Source organism: Microbacterium sp. 22195, from assembly GCF_052056515.1.
Lineage (GTDB): Bacteria > Actinomycetota > Actinomycetes > Actinomycetales > Microbacteriaceae > Microbacterium.
On record NZ_JBQEPE010000003.1, the window covers coordinates 297,744 to 316,988 of the forward strand.

Annotated in this window: 4 protein-coding genes; all 4 read right to left on the reverse strand. The window is 69.4% G+C overall.

Annotation, left to right across the window (positions count from 1 at the left end):
* Positions 1-48: 48 nt before the first annotated feature.
* The 4 genes from ACTJJ4_RS12115 to ACTJJ4_RS12130 all read right to left on the reverse strand — a co-directional run bounded on the left by ACTJJ4_RS12115 (position 49) and on the right by ACTJJ4_RS12130 (position 19,244).
* Positions 49-6,135 carry an Ig-like domain-containing protein gene (locus tag ACTJJ4_RS12115; RefSeq protein WP_440943546.1) on the reverse strand — a complete coding sequence of 2,029 codons (6,087 nt, stop codon included), beginning with the start codon at positions 6,133-6,135 and terminating at the stop codon, positions 49-51.
* Between the two features lie 142 nt (positions 6,136-6,277).
* Positions 6,278-12,352 (reverse strand): Ig-like domain-containing protein, encoded by a 6,075-nt coding sequence (locus ACTJJ4_RS12120; RefSeq protein WP_440943547.1) that lies wholly within the window; start codon positions 12,350-12,352, stop codon positions 6,278-6,280.
* A 121-nt stretch (positions 12,353-12,473) separates the two neighbouring features.
* Entirely contained in the window at positions 12,474-18,590 is a 6,117-nt protein-coding gene (locus ACTJJ4_RS12125; RefSeq protein ID WP_440943548.1) for an Ig-like domain-containing protein, read from the reverse strand.
* Between the two features lie 78 nt (positions 18,591-18,668).
* Entirely contained in the window at positions 18,669-19,244 is a 576-nt protein-coding gene (locus tag ACTJJ4_RS12130) for a DNA-3-methyladenine glycosylase I (protein ID WP_440943549.1), read from the reverse strand.
* Position 19,245: the final 1 nt, after the last annotated feature.

Sequence of the window (19,245 nt, forward strand, 5' to 3'; positions counted from 1 at the left end):
TCTTCTCGAGTGGTGGGAAGTCTGAATCTGGGGAGGGGCGCGGCTCGGCTAACCGAATGTGGCGCTGATGCTGCTGGGATCTCCGCCGTGGATCAGAAGCGTCTTGGCGGTGGAGAAGCCGTTGTAGCAGTCGATCACCACGCTCCCGCCGGACGGGATCTTCACGGGGTAGCCGGCGTTGGTGCCGAACGTCTTTCCGCCAGCCTGGCATTCGATGTTGTAGCTGCCGGCCTTGAAGGCGCTGGTGGTCGTGACCTTGAACTTGTGACACGTGCCGCCGCCGACGACAGAGCATCCGGCCACCTCGGGCCCGGGTCCGAGCGTCGCCTTGACGGGCTGCTGGCTTGTCGTGGCCTCGTACACCGGCGACAGCGCCTCACCGCCTTCGGAGGCGACTGCCTTGACCCGGATCTTGTGCGTCTGCTCGTAGCCGTTGCCGACTGTGCGGCTGCCGCTGGTGGCGACCTTCTCCCAGCCGTTGCCGTCCACGTTGATGTACGTAGTGATGGGCCGCCCGTTGTAGGAGCCGTTGGCGTTCCAGGTGAGCAGGATGGCCTTGTCTCCCGACTTGGATGCCGATCCGGTCGGAGCGAAGGGCGCGCCGAAGGGAGTCACCTGGTTGGACGGGGCAGAGGCGTTCCCGGGCTGCGACTGCTGACCGCCGACCACGGAGTACGCCCGCACCTGCACGGTGTACGCTGTGCCGTTGTTCGCCGGGATGGCGCTGACACCGTCCCAGTTGGTCCACGCACCGCCGGTGATCAGGTACTGGTACCGGATCTCACCACGATTCGCACCGTTGAGCGCGGAGTCCGGCATGTCGAATACCACCAGGATCGCCCGGTCGCCCGGACGCGCCGACACGTTCGTCGGTGCGCCCGGCTTGCCGAATGCCCGCTGCGGTGCGGACTGCGGGCCCGGGGCGCTCGTGCCGGCCTTGTTCGTCGCCTTCACCGCATAGGTGTAGTCGGACGAGTTCGTCGGGACGGTCACTGTCTTCGACGTCGCCGTGCCCGCGGACAGCGTCTGGTAGAGCGCACCACCCCGGTAGACGAGCAGGTCGTAGTTCTTGATCGCGTCACCGTTCGGGTCCGCCGCGGTCCACTTGACGGTCATCTGCGCCTCGGTGCCGACGGACGGCGCGCTGACGACGCTCGGCGCCGGAACGGTGCCGGGCACGCCAGCCGGCGTCTCGCCGAGCGACCAGATGCTGTAGCTGGAGGGGTCGGGCGCCTGGTTGTGCGCCTGCACCCGAACCTGATAGTTCGTACCGTTCTCCAGACCGTCCCACGTCAGCGACGTGACATTGCCGACCTTCCGCTCCGATGAGCCGCTCAACGGCGCGGGTGAGATCTGCAGCGTGTAGGAGTCGACCGGCGAGCCGTTCGACTGCGGAGGCGTCCACGACACCTTCAGCGACTTGTCACCGAACGCCAGCTTCGGCGGCTGAGGGGTCTCGGGGCGCACATCGGGGCGTGCGGGCTCGGACACCGGGGAGGCCGGCCCGTCGCCGACGCGGTTGTGCGCGGTGACCTTGAACGTGTACTCGACGTTGTTGACCAGCCCGTCCAGCGTGCAGGTGGTGGTCTGGCAGGTCTTCGTGTATGGACGGCCGCCGACGGAGGTCACGGTGTAGTGGTCGATCTCGGCGCCGTTGTTCGACGGGGCAGACCAGTTCAGCACCACGGTGCGGTCCTCGACCGTCGTCACGCGCGGCACACCCGGAGCATCCGGCACACCCTGCACCGTCACCGTGATGCGACCGTCGACCTCACGATCGGGGTCCTTCGTCGCATCCTGGATGCGGTAGCGCACCACCAGGACGCCGACGAACCTCGCGCCGGAGGTGATCTCCACCTGATCCCCGACCACGCGCGCGGTGCCGTCGCCGCTCTCACGCTCGGCCGAGAGCAGCTTCAGGGGCGTTCCCTCGTCGGCGAACGGGTTGATGTCGTTGGTCAGGACCGGGATCTTGTAGGTCTTGCCCTGATCGGCCTCGTCGATGGTGTCGGGGCTCGCGACGGCGAGGCTGCGCGTGGATGCCGTGACGTTCACGGCGACGTTGCCCTCGACGGGCTCGGTCGTGCCGTCGGTGATGCTCAGCGACACCATCGCGTTCGTGCCCTTGGGGGTGCTGGAGGAGGCGTCGACGAGGAGCCGGGTGCCCTCCAGTCGGGCGTTGATGCCCTCGCCGGGCTGCTTCGAGATCCGGTACTGGATCTTCCCGGCATCCGCCTTGTCCGGGTCGGTGGTCAGCGCGGCGAGGTCCAGGGACGTCGCCTTCTCCCCCGGTGCGACGTCGACCTGACCGTTGACGAACACGGGCGGCTGGTTCTCCGGGGGCAGCACGGTGATCGGGATCGACAGCGTGCTGCGGCGGCCCTTCGGGTCCTCCAGCGTCTTGCCGTCGGTGACCTCGAAGTTCAGCGCGTCGTCGCCGAAGAAGCCCTTCTTCGACGTGTACACGAGCGTGGTCTCGTCCTTGATCAGGTTGTCGCCGTTGGCGTGCGCGGCGCTGACCTTGGATGCCTCGGTCAGGCGCACCGCGCCGCCTCCGGCGACCGCGACGTAGTCGGAGAGCTTGAGCTGCTTGGTCTCGCCGCTCTTGACCTCGACCGGCTTGGTCGAGCGCAGCGCCGGGCCCAGCTCGTCGAGCGCGGGGACGAAGATGAACGCCGAAGCGGTCTGCTCGTCCTGGTCGGTGATCGTGTACCGGATCAGCTGACGCTGGTCGGTCACGGTCACCCGGGCCTTGCGGGCGTCGACGAGCTTCGCACCGGCGTCGACGGTAACCTTGAGCCCGTCGACCGTGCCGTCGGGGTCCTCGTCATTGGCGAGGATGTCGATGTCGGCTGTGAGGGAGTCCTTCAGGTCCTCCACGCGCAGTCGGTCGTCCCGGGCGATCGGGGGGATCAGCGGAACATCCTTGTCGACCGTCACGAGGATGGGGGCGGTCGCCTCAGCGCCCTTCGCGTCGCGGATCGTGTACTCCAGCGACGCCTCCATCTCCTTGTCTGGCACCTTCACGACCACGCGGTCGCCGGACGCCTTCGCGGTCATGCCGGAGTCCTTGGGGACTTCGATGCCGTCCTTGACCAGGCGGATCTCGTCGCCCTCGGGGTCGGAGTCGTTGGCGAGCACCGGGACCGCCACGGAGCGTCCGGGACGCACGACCACGGCGTCCTTCACTGCGTACGGGGACTGGTTGGTCGCCTCGGGAGGAGCGATGCCGATGCGGATCGTCGCGGTGCCCTCGGCGCCGAGGCGGTCGCGCACCCGGTAGACGACGGTGTCGACGCCCGTCGAGCCCTGGAACGCGTCGTACTGCAGGAAGTTGCCGCCGGTCTCGGTGATCCGTCCCTTGACGGGCGCGACGTCCTGACCGAGCAGCTCGACCGAATCGCCGTCGGCGTCGATCCCGTCGAGCGGGATCGGAATGCGGATGCTGGTGCCGGCCAGAGCCCGCGCGGTGAGATCGTGCGGGTGCGGGGGCGCGTTGACGTCGGCGTCCTTCGCCAGCACCTGGATGGTGATGTGACCGCCGGCCTTCTGCCCCATGGCGTCGACGGCCTCGTAGGTGAGGTAGACCGTGCCGGGCTGGTTCGCCGCGCGGAAGCGCACGGTGTCCTGCGAGACGAACGCCTCGCCGTCCTTCGGGTCGACCAGCGGCTCGATCAGCTTCGGCGCGACGTGCATCACCTCGCCGTTCGGATGCACGTCGTTCTCGAGCACGGGGATGGTCACGACGTCGCCCACGCGGACGACGGCCTCGTCGTCGTGCGTGACCGGAGCCGCGATCTTGGAGGGGGCCGGGATCGGGATCACCGTGACGTCGCCCTGCGCGGACTTGGAGCCGTTCGAGATCGTGTACGTGATCTTCACCGGCTCGTCGAGCGCGCCCTGGTCGCCGATGCGCAGCGTCTCGTGGTTCAGCACCGAGACGTCGATGCCGCTGTGCGGCGGCACCGTGACCGACTGCACCACCAGCACTCCGCCGGCCGGGTCGGAGTCGTTCGCGAGCACGCCGACCAGCGCCTCGCTGCCCTTGGGCAGCAGCGCGACGTCGCGCACCGCGACGGGTGGCAGCTCGGACTCCTGCTTGTCGAGCACGTCGATGCGCACGATGCCCTTGGCATCCGCCTGGGCCGCCGACACCTGGTACTGCACGTAGTAGACGCCCGGCGCGGGCGCCTCGAACGTGAACTGCTTCTTCGGGTAGTCCGGCACGATCGTCACGCCGCTGAGCGGCTCGACGCGCGTCAGACGCAGTTCATCGCGGGCGGTGCTGGTGTCGTTCGCGGTGGGAGAGACCGTCGCGGTCTCCCCGACACGGGTGACGACGTGGTCGGCGTTCGTCACGGGCACCGTGCCGCCGGCCGGCTTCACGTCGAGCTGGATCGTGCCGTTCGCGGTCTCGCCGAGGGCGTCCGCCACCACGATCGAGACCTCTTTGCGGCCCTGCAGGCTGCCCACGGCGCGGTACGTGATCTGGCCGTCGGTGGTGAACTCGACCTCGTCGCCGGGCGCCGCCACGACCTGCTGCAGGTAGACGTCGTCGCCCTCGGGGTCGATCCAATCCGGGAGCACGTTGTACGACAGGGTGCCGCCCGCCTCGACCGACAGCTTGGTCTTGCGCTTGGGCTTCGGGGCGCTGTTGGTGTCCCAGTCGTACACGGTCGCGGTGACCGTGGCCGTATCGGTGCCGTTCTCACGGCCGTCGTCCACCTGGTACGTGAACGACGCCGTGCCGCTGGCGTCCTTCGGGGCCATGATCTGCAGGGCGCCGCCGTTCAGGATCGGCTGCACCTCGCCGATGGACGGCTGGGCACCGGCGAGCGTCGCGACGAGCACGTCGCCGTCCGAGTCGTTGTCGTTGTCGAGCACCGGCAGCATGGTGGTGCCGCCCGGGCGCACGCCGAGCTTGTCGTCCTCCGCCACCGGGGGCGTGTTCTCGGGCTTGCGCTCCGGAAGAGAGGTCTCGACGGTCTCCTCGGTGGACTCGTCCTGGTCCTCCGCCTCGCCCTCGGGCGGGGTCAGGATGCTCCAGTCGTCGACGCGCTGCAGGCTGTCATCCGCCAGCCAGGCCTCGCCGCCGATCACGTCGTTGAGCACGATCACGTCGCGGTTCACGCGGAACATCAGGCGCGAGCTGCGCTCGCCACCGGGGATCTTGGCCGAGACGTCGTCCTGCTTGCCCGCGCAGTCGCGGAGGAAGCGCGCCGAGCCGCCCCAGGCACCGTAGGTGCAGCCCTGCAGGAACACCGGTGCGGCGGGCAGCCCTGACCCGCCGGCCTTGAGGACGTCGGGCTCGCCGCCGTTCAGCGGCACCCGGATCAGTCCCGTCGGCGTCGCGACCGCGACGGCGTCGGTCGCGACGGATGCCTGCTGCAGCACGGCATCCTTCGCATCGTCGATCCGGGCATGCACCCCGCCGGGCGCCGCGACGATGCCGTCGGAGGGGTTGAGCACCACGGGCACGTCGCCGACGGCGGTGATCGTGGGCTCGGATGCGTCCTTGACGCCGTCCAGAGCGGAGGTCTTCGGTTCCAGCGGCGAGCCCTGGGCGTCGACGGGAATCGTGATGATCTCGCCGTCCTCCGAGGACACGGCGAACACGGTGCCGTCCTGGCCGACGGTGACATCGGCGTCCTTGCCGAGCTTCACCACTGGATCGGTCGCCTTCACGTCGAACCCCGCGACGTCGGCGGCGCCGAGCACCCACAGCGCACCGGACTTGCGATCCAGCACGGCCGCGGTGTGGTCGCCGAGCGCGACCTTCGCGTCGCCGGGGATCGTGGTGCTGTCGGTCAGCGAGACGTTGGCGGTGTCGATCGCGGTCAGCGTGGAGTTGCCGTGGTCGACCACGAGCACGGTCTGACTCTGCTGCAGGATGTCGTAGTTCTCGCTGCTCGTGCGCAGACCGCCGTCGAGCACCGTGGACTCGTGGTTGAAGTGCCCCACGAGCAGAGCCGAGGACTTGGTCAGCCAGACACCCGCGTCGTTGAGGTCGACCTTGGCGGTGGGGAGCCCGTCATAGGCGAGGGCCATGCCGGTGAGCACCACGCTGCCGACGACGACGCCGGCCGTCGCAGCGAGCGCCTTCGGACGCGCGCGCACCCACGACAGCAGTCTCATTCCGTTGTCTCCCCCCGGGATCGGCCCGTGTCATTGTAACCGGCATACCGGCCCCGCCCCACTGCCGGAGCATGGGCAGGACTACCCGTGCATCCGGGCGCACACCCGCGGGTGTCGTCGAACCGCGTCGCGTCGGGCCCGGCTATTTGGCCCAGTACCGCTTCTCGGTGTCGACGCTGTCGCCCCAGCCCACGACATCGACCCACACGTTGACGTTGTCGCTGCCCTGCCAGCAGTCCAGAGAGGGGCTGCTTCCGGTGCCGTTCATGGTCACCGGGTGAGCGTAGTTCCCGACCTGTCCGCCGTCCTTCATGCACTTGACGGTGACGCTGCCGAGGTTGGCGTTCTCCCAGTTGACCTTGAACTTGTAGCAGCCGTTCACGCAGCCGCTGACGTAGTCGCCCTTAGTGACCCAGATCTTGGGCGAGGGCGGCGCACTCGTGGTGGCGCTGTACGTCGGCGAGAGCGACTCGCCGCCGGGGCTGGCGACGGCCTTGACCCGGATGCTGTGCGTCTGGTTGTAGCCGTTGCCGACGATCTTGCTGCCGGTGGTGGCGACCTTCTGCCAGCCGCCGCCGTCCACGCTGATGTACGTGGTGACGGGGTAGCCGTTGTCGGAGCCGCCGGCGTTCCAGGTGAGCTTGATCTGCTGATCGCCGGACTTGGACGCCGAGCCGGTCGGCGCGTGCGGAGTGCCGTACGGCCGCACGGTGTTGGATGCGGCGGACGCCGCCCCGGGCTGGGACTGCTGACCGCCGACCACCGAGTACGCGCGCAGCTTGACGGTGTAGTCGGTTCCGTTGCTGGCCGGGATCGTGCTGCTGCCGTTCCAGTTCGTCCATGCCCCGCCCGAGAGCAGGTACTGGTACCGGATCTCCTCGCGCTTGGCGCCATTGAGCGCCGAGTCGGACATCGTGTACGTCACCGTGATCTTCTGATCGCCCGGCGTCGCCTTCACGTTCGTCGGGGCGCCGGGGGATCCGAACGCACGCTGCGGAGTGGACTGCGGGCTCGCGGCGCTCGTGCCGGCCTTGTTCGTCGCCTTCACCGCATAGGTGTAGTCGGACGAGTTCGTCGGGACGGAGACCGTCTTCGACGTCGCGGTGCCCACCGCAAGGGTCTGGAACAGCGAGCCGCCGCGGTAGATCAGCAGATCGTAGTTCTTGACGGCATCGCCGTTCGGCTTGGCGTCGCTCCAGCGCACGGTCATCTGCGCCTCGCTGCCCACCGACGGGGCGCTGCTCACGGTGGGGGCGGCGACCGTGCCCGGGACGCCGGCGGGCGTCTCACCCAGGGACCAGACGCTGTAGTCGGAGGGGTCGGGCGCCTGGTTGTGCGCCTGCACCCGCACCTGATAGTTCGTGCCGTTCTCGAGACCGTCCCAGGTCAGCGACGTGACGTTGCCGACCTTGCGCTCCGAAGAACCGCTCAACGGCGCGGGCGAGATCTGCAGCGTGTACGCATCCACCGGCGAACCGTTCGACTGCGGAGGCGTCCACGACACCTTCAACGACTTGTCCCCGAACACCAGCTTCGGCGGCAGCGGGGTCTCCGGGCGCACATCCGGCCGCGCGGGCTCGGATGCCGGAGATGCGGGGCCGTCGCCCACCCGGTTGTGCGCGGTCACCTGGAACGTGTACTCGACGTTGTTCGTCAGCCCGTCCAGGGTGCACGTCGTCGAGGTGCACGTCTTGGTGTAGGAGCGCCCGCCCACCGAGGTCACCGTGTAGTGATCGATCTCGGCGCCGTTGTTCGACGGCGCCGACCAGTTCAGCACCACCGTGCGGTCCTCGACCGTCGTCACGCGCGGCACACCGGGTGCATCCGGTACACCCTGCACCGTCACCGTGATGCGGCCGTCGACCTCACGATCCGGGTCCTTCGTCGCATCCTGGATCCGGTAGCGCACCACCATCACGCCCACGAAGTCCGACGCCGGCGTGACCTCGACACGGTCGCCCACGACCCTCGCATCGCCGTTGCCGCTCTCGCGGTCCGCGGAGAGGACCTTCAGGGGCTTCCCGTCGGCCTCGAACGGGTTGATGTCGTTCTGCAGCACCGGGACCGTGATCGTCTTGCCCTGATCCGCCTCGTCGACGTTGTCGGGACCGGCGACTGCGAGCGGCCGAGTGGATGCCGTCACCGTGACCGTCACGCTGCCTTCGACAGCCTCCGTGGTGCCGTCCGTGATGCTCAGCCCGACGGTCGCGGTCGTGCCCTTGGGTGTGGTCGCCGACGCGTCGACCAGGAGCTTGCTCCCGTCCAGACGCGCGTTCAGGCCGTCACCGGGGCGGTCGGTGATGCTGTAGCGGATCTTCCCCGCATCGCCCTTGTCCGGATCGCTGGTCAGCGCGGCGAGATCGATGGACGTCGCATCCTCGCCCGGTGCGACGTCGATCTGTCCGTTCACGAACACCGGCGGCTGGTTGTCGGGCGGCAGCACCGTGATCGGGATCGACAGCGTGCTCTTGCGACCCTCGGGGTCCTCGACGGTCTTCCCGTCGGTCACCTCGAAGCTCAGCGAGTCCTTGCCGAAGTAGCCCTTCTCGGACGTGTAGACCAGGGTGGTCTCGTCCTTGATCAGGGTGTCCCCGTTGCCGTGACCGGCGCTGACCTTCGACGCCTCCGTGAGACGCACGTTCCCGCCGCCGGCGACGGTGACGTAGTCGGCGAGCTCGAGCTCCTTCGTCTCGCCGCTCTTCACCTCGACCGGCTTGGTCGAGCGCAGCGCCGGACGCAGCTCGCTGAGTGCGGGGACGAAGATGAACGCCGAAGCGGTCTGCTCGTCCTGGTCCGTGATCGTGTACCGGATCAGCTGACGCTGGTCGGTCACGCTCACGCGGACCTTGCGGTCGCCGACCGGTTTCGCACCGCCGTCGACGGCCACCTTCAGTCCCTCGACCGTGCCGTCCGGATCCTCATCGTTGGCGAGGATGTCGATGTCGGCGGAGAGGGAGTCCTCGAGGTCCTCGACGCGCAGGCGGTCGTCGCGTGCGACCGGCGTCATGAGCGGGACGTCCTTGTCGACGGTGACGAGGATCGGAGCATCCGCCTCGGCGCCCTTGGAGTCGCGGATCGTGTACTGCAGCGATGCATCGAGCTCACGGTCGGGGACCTTGACGACGACGCGGTCGCCGGACGCCCTCGCCGTGATCCCGGAGTCCTTCGGGGTCTCGATGCCGTCCTTGACCAGGCGGATCTCATCGCCCTCGGGATCGGAGTCGTTCGCCAGCACCGGGACCGCCACCGAGCGGCCGGGGCGCACCACCACGGTGTCCTTCACCGCGAACGGCGCCTGGTTGGTCGCCTCGGCCGGGGCGATGCCGACCCGGATCGTCGCCGTGCCCTCGCCTCCCAGGCGGTCGCGCACGCGGTAGACGATGGTGTCGACGCCCGCGGAGCCCTTGAAGGCCTCGTACTCCAGGAAGTCGCCGCCGGTCTCTGTGATCCGACCCTTGGTAGGGGCGATGTCCTGGCCCAGCAGCTCGACGGAGTCGCCGTCAACGTCGATCCCGTCGAGCGGGACCGGGATGCGGATGCTGGTGCCGGCCAGGACGCGCGCGGTCAGATCGCGCGGACGCGGCGGTGCGTTGACCTCTCCGTCGACGGGGAGCACCTGAACGGTGACGTGACCGCCGGCCTTCTGCCCCATCGAGTCGACGGCCTCGTAGGTGAGGTAGACCGTGCCGGGCTGCTTGCCTGCGCGGAAGCGCACGGTGTCCTGGGACACGAACGCCTCGCCGTCCTTCGGGTCCACCAGCGGCTCGACGAGGTCGGGCGCGACGTGCATCACGTCGCCGTTGGGGTGCACGTCGTTGGCGAGCACGGGGATGGTCACGACGTCGCCGACGCGGACGACGGCCTCGTCATCGTGCGTGACCGGCGGCGTGATCTTGGACGGGGCGGGGATCGGCACGACCGTCACGTCGCCCTCTGCGGACTTCGACCCGTTGGAGATGCGGTACGTGATCTTGACCGGTTCGTCGAGAGCACCCTGATCGGTGATGCGCAGGGTCTCGTGATTCAGCACCGACACTGCGACGCCGCCGTGCGGAGGCACGGAGACCGACTGTACCACCAGCACGCCGCCTGCGGGGTCGGAGTCGTTCGCGAGCACGCCGACCAGCGCCTCCTTGCCCGTCGGCAGCAGGGCGACATCGCGCACCGCCACCGGGGGCAGCTCCGATTCCTGCTTGTCGAGCACATCGACGCGCACGATGCCCTTGGCATCCGCCTGGCCCGCCGACGCCTGGTACTGCACGTAGTAGACGCCAGGGGCGTTCGACTTGAAGGCGAACTGCTTCTTCGGGTAGTCCGGCAGGATGGTCACGCCGTCGAGCGGCTCGACGCGGGTGAGCCGCAGCTCGTCGCGGCCGGAGCTGGAGTCGTTGGCCAGCGGCGCCACCGTCGCGGTCTCACCCACCCGGGTCACGATGTGATCGGCGTTGGTGACCGGGGCGGTCGTACCGGCGGGCTTCACGTCGAGGATGATCGTGCCGGTGGCGGCCTCGCCCAGGGCGTCCGCGACAGCGACCTCGATCTCCTTGCGGCCCTGCAGGCTGCCGACGGCCCGGTAGGTCATCTGGCCGTCGGTGGTGAACTCGACCTCGTCACCGTCGGCCGCGACGACGCTCTTCAGGTAGAGGTCGTCGCCCTCGGGGTCGATCCAGTCCTGCAGCACGTTGTACGACAGCGTTCCGCCCGACTCGACGGAGGTCTTGGGCTTGCGCTTCTGCTTGGGCGCGGTGTTGGTGTCCCAGTCGTACACGGTCGCGGTGACCGTGGCCGTGTCGGTGCCGCCTTCGCGGCCGTCATCCACCTGGTAGGTGAACGCCGCGGTTCCGGACGCGTCTTCGGGGGCCATGATCTGCAGGGCGGCACCGTTCAGGATCGGCTGCACCTCGCCGACGGAGGGCTGGGCACCCGCCAGTGTCGCGACGAGCACGTCGCCGTCCGAGTCGTTGTCGTTGTCGAGCACCGGCAGCAGCGTCGTGCCTCCGGGGCGCACGCCGAGCCTGTCGTCCTCGGCCACCGGAGGCGTGTTCTCCTCCTTGCGCTCGGGGAGCGAGGTCTCGACGGTCTCCTGCGTGGACTCGTCGGTGTCCTCGGTCTCGCCCTCGGGCGGGGTCAGGATGCTCCAGTCGTCGACGCGCTGCAGGCTCTCGTCGGCCAGCCACGCCTCGCCGCCGATCACGTCGTTGAGCACGATCACGTCGCGGTTGACCCGGAACATCAGGCGCGAGCTGCTCTCCGCGCCGGGGATCTTCGCGGTGACGTCGTCGCGCTCCCCCGCGCAGTCGCGCACGAAGCGGGCCGAGCCGCCCCAGGCGCCGTAGGTGCAGCCCTCGAGGAAGACCGGCGCGGCGGGCGTACCCGTGCCGCCCGCCTTCACCGTCGTGGCCTCGCCGCCGTGCAGAGGCACGCGGACCAGACCGGCGGAGGTCGCGACGGCCACGGCATCCGTGGCGGCGGATGCCTGCTGAAGCACGGCATCCTTCGCATCCTCGAGCTCGGCGCGCACGCCGGCGGCCAGGACGGTCCCGTCCGAGGGGTTCAGCACGACCGGCACATCGCCGACGGCGGTGATGGAGGGCTCGGAGGCGCCCTTGACGCCGTCCAGGGCGGAGGTCTTCGGGTCGAGCGCGGCGCCCTGATCGTCGACGGGGACGGTGACGATGTCGCCGTCCTTCGGGGACACCGCGAACACCGTGCCGTCGTGCGCGACGGTGACGTCGGCGTTCGCGCCGAGCTTGGCGATCGGGTCCGCACCCTTGATGTCGAAGCCGGCGATCTCGCTCGCGCCGAGCACCCACAGCGACCCGGACGCACGATCCAGCACGGCGGCGGTGCGGTCGCCGAGCGCGACCTTCGCGTCGCCCGGGATCGTCGCGCTGTCGGTGAGGGAGACGTTGGCGGGATCGACCGCGGTCAGCGTGGAGTTGCCGTGATCGACGACCAGCACGGTCGGGCCGTTCTGGAGGATGTCGTAGTCCTCGCTGCTCGTGCGCAGACCGCCGTCGAGCACGGTGGACTCGTGATTGAAGTGGCCGACGAGCAGCTTCGAGGACTTGGTCAGCCAGACGCCCGCGTCGTTGAGCTCGACCTTGGCCGTGGGGAGGCCGTCATAGGCGAGGGCCATGCCCGTGAGCACCACGCTGCCTGCGAGCACGCCGGCCGTGGCGGCAAGGGTCTTCGGACGCGCACGCACCCACGTCATCAGTCTCATACCGGTAGCTCTCCCTCGGCGCGCCTTCCAGCGCCCGTGTCAGCCTACGTGCCGCACGGCACACAGGTGGATGGGGAGTACTACCCGTGCCCGCGGCCACCGCCGCGGGCCGTCATTGCCAGTTCGTCGGCGCGGCGAGTCCCCAGCCCTCGATGTAGAGCTGGATGTTGTAGTCGCCACCGGAGTTGCCGCCCGTCCAGCACGTCGCCTGCACCCGGCCGTTGGCCGGGACGTACTGCGTGCTGTACGACGAGCTGAACGCGGATCCGTTCGCGTAGCAGGTGACGCGATAGTTCCCCGCGGGGAAGTTCGCGGTGTCGGCGGCGACGTAGTAGCAGGTGTCCTGGGCGCAGCTGTAGCCGTTCAGCCAGCCGTGATCGACCGCCAGGGTTCCTCGCACGGTCTGCGCGGACGGCTGAGGCGGCGCGTTGGTCGTGGCCGAGTACACCGGGGACAGCGCCTCACCGCCCGGGTTGGCGACCGCCCGCACCCGGATGCTGTGCGTCTGGCTGTAGCCGTTGCCGACGTCACGGCTGCCCTGGGTGGCGACCTGCTGCCACCCGCCGCCGTCGACGCTGATGTAGGTGGTCACGGGCCGTCCGTTGTCCGAGCCGCTCGCGTTCCAGGTGAGCCGGACCGCCTGGCCGAGATTCGTCGCACTGCCGGTCGGCGCGTGGGGCGTCCCGTACGGCGTCACCTGATTCGAGGGGGCGGACTCCTTACCGGCCTGCGATTGCTGTCCGCCGACGACAGAGTACGCCCGCAGCCTGACCGTATAGGGCGTGCCGTTGGCCGCCGCGATCGCGCTCGTGCCGTTCCAGTTCGTCCAGGTACCGCCGTTCAGCGAGTACTGATATCTGATCTCGCCGTCCTTGGCCCCGTTGAAGTCGGGCTTGGTGAAGGTGACGGTGATCTGCCGGTCCCCTTCCTTCGCGACGACGTTCGTCGGCGCGCCCGGCGTGCCGAACGCCCGCTGCGGGGTGGACTGCGGGCTCAGCGCGCCCGTGCCGGCCTTGTTCGTCGCCTTCACCGCATAGGTGTAGTCGGACGAGTTCGTGGGAACCGAGACCGTCTTCGACGTCGCGGTGCCCACCGCCAGGGTCTGGAACAGCGAACCGCCGCGGTAGATCAGCAGATCGTAGTTCTTGACCGCGTCACCGTTCGGGTCGGCGTCGCCCCAGCGCACCGTCATCTGCGCCTCGCTGCCCACCGAGGGCGCACTGCTCACCGTCGGAGCCGCGACCGCACCGGGCTTCCCGGCGGGGATCTCGGGCTGCGAGTAGACGCTGAAGTCGGACGGATCCGGTGCCTGGTTGTGCGCCTGCACCCGAACCTGGTAGCTGGTGCCGTTCTCCAGACCGTCCCAGACGATGCTGTTCCCGGTCACGCCGGTCTTCTCGGATGCTCCGCGCAGCGGCGCCGGGGAGATCTGCAGCGTGTAGGAGTCGACCGGCGAGCCGTTGGACTGCGGGGTGGTCCAGGACACCTTCACCGACTGGTCGCCGAACACGAGCGTCGGCGGCAGCGGGCGCTCGGGCCGCACGTCGGGGCGCGCGGGCTCGGACACCGGAGACTCCGGCCCGTCGCCGACGCGGTTGTGCGCGGTGACCTTGAACGTGTACTCGACGTTGTTGACCAGCCCGTCCAGGGTGCACGTCGTCGACTCGCAGGTCTTCGTGTAGGGACGGCCGCTGACGGAGGTGACCGTGTAGTGGTCGATCTCGGCGCCGTTGTTCGAGGGCGCCGACCAGTTCAGCACCACCGTGCGGTCCTCGACGGTGGTCACCCGCGGCACACCCGGAGCATCCGGCACGCCCTGCACCGTCATGGTGATGCGGCCGTCGACCTCGCGATCGGGGTCCTTGGTCGCATCCTGGATGCGGTAGCGCACCACCATCACGCCGACGAACTTCTTGCCTGGGGTCACCTCGACCTGGTCGCCCACGACAGTCGCTCCGCCGTCGCCGCTCTCCACCGTGGCGGAGAGCACCTTGAGTGGAGTGCCCTCGTCGGCGAACGGGTTGATGTCGTTCTCCAGAACGGGGATCCTGTACGACTTGCCCTGATCGGCCTCGTCGACCGTGTCGGGGCTCGCCACCGGAAGGCTGCGGGTCGATGCGATCACGCGCACCGCGACCGTCCCCTCGATCGGCTCGGTCGTGCCGTCGGTGATGCTCAGCCGGACGGAGGTGCTGGTGCCCTTCGGCGTCGACGTCCCGGCCTCGACGAGCAGTCTCTTGCCGTCGAGTCGTGCGGAGACGCCCTCACCGGGGTCGCCCGTGATGCGGTACTGGATCCTGTCAGCATCCGCCTTGTCGGGATCCGTCGTGAGGGCGGCGAGATCCAGGGGCGTCGCCTTCTCGCCCGGTGCGACGTCCACCTGACCGTTCACGAACACCGGCGGCTGGTTCTCGGGCGGCAGCACCGTGATCGGGATGGACAGCGTGCTCTTGCGACCGGCGGGGTCTTCGACGGTCTTGCCATCGGTGACCTCGAAGCTCACCGCGTCGTCGCCGAAGTAGCCCTTCTTCGAGGTGTAGACCAGCGTGGTCTCGTCCTTGATGAGCGAGTCGCCGTTGCCGTGGCCGGCGCTGATCTTCGACGCCTCGGTCAGGCGCACCGCGCCGCCGCCCGCGACCATCACGTACTCGGAGAGCTTGAGCTCCTTGGTCTCGCCGCTCTTCACCTCGACCGGTTTGGTCGAGCGCAGCACGGGGCGCAGCTCGCTGATCGAGGGGACGAAGATGAACGCGGATGCCGTCAGGCCGTCCTGATCGGTGACCGTGTAGCGCACCAGCTGGCGCTTGTCGGTGACCGTCACGCGCACCTTGCGGTCGCCCAGCAGTCGCCCGCCGTCCTCGACGGCGACCTTCAGCCCCTCGACCGTGCCGTCCGGATCCTCGTCGTTGCCGAGGATGTCGACGTCGGTGGTGAGGGAGTCCTTCAGGTCCTCCACCCGGACGCGGTCGTCGCGGGCGATCGGGGTCATCAGGGGGACGTTCTTGTCGACCTTCACCAGGATCGGAGCGGTCGCCTCGGCTCCCCTCGCGTCGCGGATCGTGTACTGCAGCGACGCCTCGAGCTCGTGGTCGGGCACCTTCACGACCACCCGGTCGCCGGATGCCTTGGCGGTGATGCCGCTGTCCGCCGGCACCTGGATGCCGTCCTTCACGAGGCGGATCTCGTCGCCGTCCGGATCGGAGTCGTTGGCGAGCGCGGGGACGGCGACGGAACGGCCGGGGCGCACGATGACGGCATCCTTCACCGCGTACGGCGACTGGTTCGTCGACTCCGGCGGCGCGACTCCGACGCGGATCGTGGCCGTGCCCTCGGCGCCGAGACGGTCGCGCACGCGGTAGGTGAAGGTGTCCACTCCCGTCGCGTCGGCGAAGGCCTGGTACTCCAGGAAGTTGCTGCCGGTCTCGGTGATCCGTCCCTTGACGGGCGCGACGTCCTGACCGAGCAGCTCGACCGAATCGCCATCGGCGTCGATCCCGTCGAGCGGGATCGGGATGCGGATGCTCCCGCCGGACAGCGCGCGTGCGGTCAGATCGCGCGGCCGCGGAGCGGCGTTGGCCTGTTCGTCCACGGGGAGGATCTGAATGGTGATGTGTCCGCCGGCCTTCTGATTCATCGAATCGACGGCCTCGTAGGTGAGGTACACCGTGCGGGGCTCGCCGCCCGCCCGGAAGCGCACCGAGTCCTGCGAGACGAACGCCTCGCCGTCCTTCGGGTCGACCAGCGGCTCGATCAGGTCCGGTGCGACGTGCAGCACGTCGCCGTTCGGGTGCACGTCGTTGTCCAGCACCGGGATCGTGACCACGTCGCCGACGCGGACCACGGCCTCGTCATCGTGCGTGACCGGGGCGGCGAGCTTGGTGGGTGCCGGGATCGGGATCACGGTGACGTCGCCCTGCGCCGACTTGGAGCCGTTCGAGATCGTGTACCGGATCTTCACGGGCTGGTCGAGGGCGCCCTGGTCGCCGATGCGCAGGGTGCTGTGGTTCAGGACGGAGACGTCGATGCCGCTGTGCGGCGGCACCGTGACGGACTGCACGACCAGCACGCCGCCGGCGGGATCGGAGTCGTTCGCGAGCACATCGACGAGCGCCTCCTTGCCCTTGGGCAGCAGTGCGACGTCGCGCACCGCGACCGGCGGCAGCTCGGACGCCTTCTCGTCCAGAACGTCGACGCGCACGATGCCCTTGGCATCCGCCTGCCCGGCCGAGACCAGGTACTGCACGTAGTAGACGCCGGGAGCGGATGCCTTGAACCCGAACTGCTTCTTCGGATAGTCGGGCACGATCTGCACGCCGTCCAGCGGCTCGACGCGGGTGAGCCGCAGCTCGTCACGGCCCGTGCTCGTGTCGTTGGCGGTCGGGGACACCGTGGCGGTCTCGCCGACACGGGTCACCACGTGATCGGCGTTGGTCACCGGGACGGTCGTCCCGGCAGGCTTGACGTCCAGCGTGATCTTTCCCGTGGCGGTCTCGCCCAGGGCATCCGCCACCACGACCTCGATCTCCTTGCGGCCCTGCAGGCTGCCCACCGCGCGGTAGGTCATCTGGCCGTCGGTGGTGAAGTCCACCTCGTCACCCGGGGCCGGGGTCACGTTCAGCAGGTACAGATCGTCGCCCTCGGGGTCGATCCAGTCGGCGAGCACGCCGTACGAGAGCGTGCCGCCCGACTCGACGGACAGCTTGGCCTTGCGCTTGGGCTTGGGCGCCGTGTTGACGTCCCAGGGGTAGACCGTGACGGTGGCGTTCGCGGTGTCGGTGCCGGACGGGCGCCCGTCGTCGACCTTGTAGCGGAACGTCGCCGAGCCCTTCGCGTCGTCGGGCACAAGGATCTGCAGCGCCGCACCGTTGAGGATCGGCTGCACCTCGCCGACCTGGGGCTGCGCGTCGTCCAGCGTGGCGACCAGCACATCGCCGTCGGGGTCGTTGTCGTTGTCCAGCACCGGCAGCAGCGTGGTGCCGCCGGGACGTGCGCCCAGATCGGGGTCGTCCTCGGCCACCGGGGGCGTGTTCTCGGGCTTGCGCTCGGGCAGCGAGGTCTCCACCGTCTCCTCGGTGGTCTTCTCCTCGTCCTCGGCGTCGCCCTCGGGCGGGGTCAGGATGCTCCAGTCGTCGACCTTCTGCAGGCTGTCGTCCGCGAGCCAGGCCTCTCCGCCCACGACGTCGTTGAGCACGATCACGTCGCGGTTCACGCGGAAGGTCAGGTGCGTGCTCTGCTCCGCGCCCGGGATGTCGGCGGCCACGTCGTCCGCGTCTCCCGCGCAGTCGCGCAGGAAGCGGCCCGAACCGCCCCAGGCTCCGTAGGTGCAGCCCTGCAGGAACACCGGAGCAGCGGGGATCCCCGTGCCGCCGGCTCTCCGCACGACGGGCTTCGCCCCGTCCAGCGGGATCTCGATCAGCGTCTGCGCAGTTGCCAGGGCGACGGCGTCCGCCTGCGCCGACGCCTGCTGCAGCACGGCATCCTTCAGCGATCCGGCCCCGAGGTCGGCGAGCTCGACCCGGACGCCGCCGGGCGCGGTCACCACGCCCTCCGCGGCGTCGAGAACCACCGGCGTCGATCCGACCGCCGTGATCGAAGGGCGCGGCGAGGCGCCGATCTCGCCGACGGATGCAGTGCTCGAAGCCAGCGGGTCGCCCTGCCGGTCGACGGGGATCGTCACGATCTCGCCGCGCTCGACCGACAGGCCGAACACCGTGCCGTCCTGCGCGACGGCGACATCGGCGTCCTTGCCGAGCTCCGCGAGCGGCTTGGTGCCCTTCACGTCGAAGCCCGACACGGATGAGGCGCCCACCACCCAGAGGTCGCCCGACTTGCGGTCCAGCACCGCGGCCGTGCGCGAGCCCAGCGCGACCTTCGCGTCGGAGGGGATCGCGGCGCTGTCGGTGAGTGCGACATTGGCCGGGTCGATCGCCGTGAGCGTGGAGTTGCCCTGGTCGGCGACCAGCACCGTCGCACCGGCCTGCAGGATGTCGTAGTTCTCGCCGCTGGTGCGCAGGCCCCCGTCGAGCACCGTCGACTCGTGGTTGAAGTGCCCGACCAGCAGGCTCGAGGTCTTGGTCAGCCAGACGCCCGCGTCGTTCAGATCGACCTTCGTGGTCGGCTGCCCGTCATATGCGAGCGCCATGCCGGTCAGCACCACGGTGCCGGCCAGCACGCCCGCAGTCGCCGCAAGCGTCTTCGGACGCGCGCGCACCCATGACAGCACTCTCATCCCGTGGCTCCCCCCTGATGTGCCGGGGCAATCCTAACCGGAGAAGCCGACGCGCAGCGACGGCGGCTGCGACCGGGGTCAGCGGGCGGAGGCCCGCCAGCATCCGTCGACGTGGTCGTCGACCATCCCGGCGGACTGCATGAGCGCGTACATGGTCGTGGGGCCCACGAACCGGAAGCCGCGCTTCCTCAGCGCCTTGCTGAGCGCGGTCGACTCGGCCGTGACAGCGGGCACGTCGTCGAAGGTGCGCGGACGGGCCGAAGCCGCGGGCGCGAACGACCACATCAGAGCATCCAGCTCGCCGTCGGCCATCTCCCGCACGAGTGCGGCATTGGAGATCGTCGCGAGGATCTTGGCACGGTTGCGGATGATCCCGGCATCCGCCATCAGCCGCTCCACGTCGTCCTCGCCGAACTCTGCGACCAGTGCGGGATCGAAGCCGGCGAACACCTCGCGGAAGCGCGGGCGCTTGCGCAGGATCGTGATCCAGCTGAGGCCCGCCTGGAACCCTTCCAGCGACATCTTCTCGAACAGCGCGCGGTCGCCGTGCAGCGGGGTGCCCCACTCCTCGTCGTGGTACCGCCGGTACTCGGCGTCGTCACCGACCCACGCGCACCGGCCGCGGCCGTCCGGGCCGGACAGCACGGATGCCATG

Bases quoted from the DNA above. Each gene is read 5' to 3' on its own strand.
- ACTJJ4_RS12115 (WP_440943546.1), bottom strand. From the start codon at position 6,135: ATGAGACTGCTGTCGTGGGTGCGCGCGCGTCCGAAGGCGCTCGCTGCG.
- ACTJJ4_RS12120 (WP_440943547.1), bottom strand. From the start codon at position 12,352: ATGACGTGGGTGCGTGCGCGTCCGAAGACCCTTGCCGCCACGGCCGGC.
- ACTJJ4_RS12125 (WP_440943548.1), bottom strand. From the start codon at position 18,590: ATGAGAGTGCTGTCATGGGTGCGCGCGCGTCCGAAGACGCTTGCGGCG.
- ACTJJ4_RS12130 (WP_440943549.1), bottom strand. From the start codon at position 19,244: ATGGCATCCGTGCTGTCCGGCCCGGACGGCCGCGGCCGGTGCGCGTGG.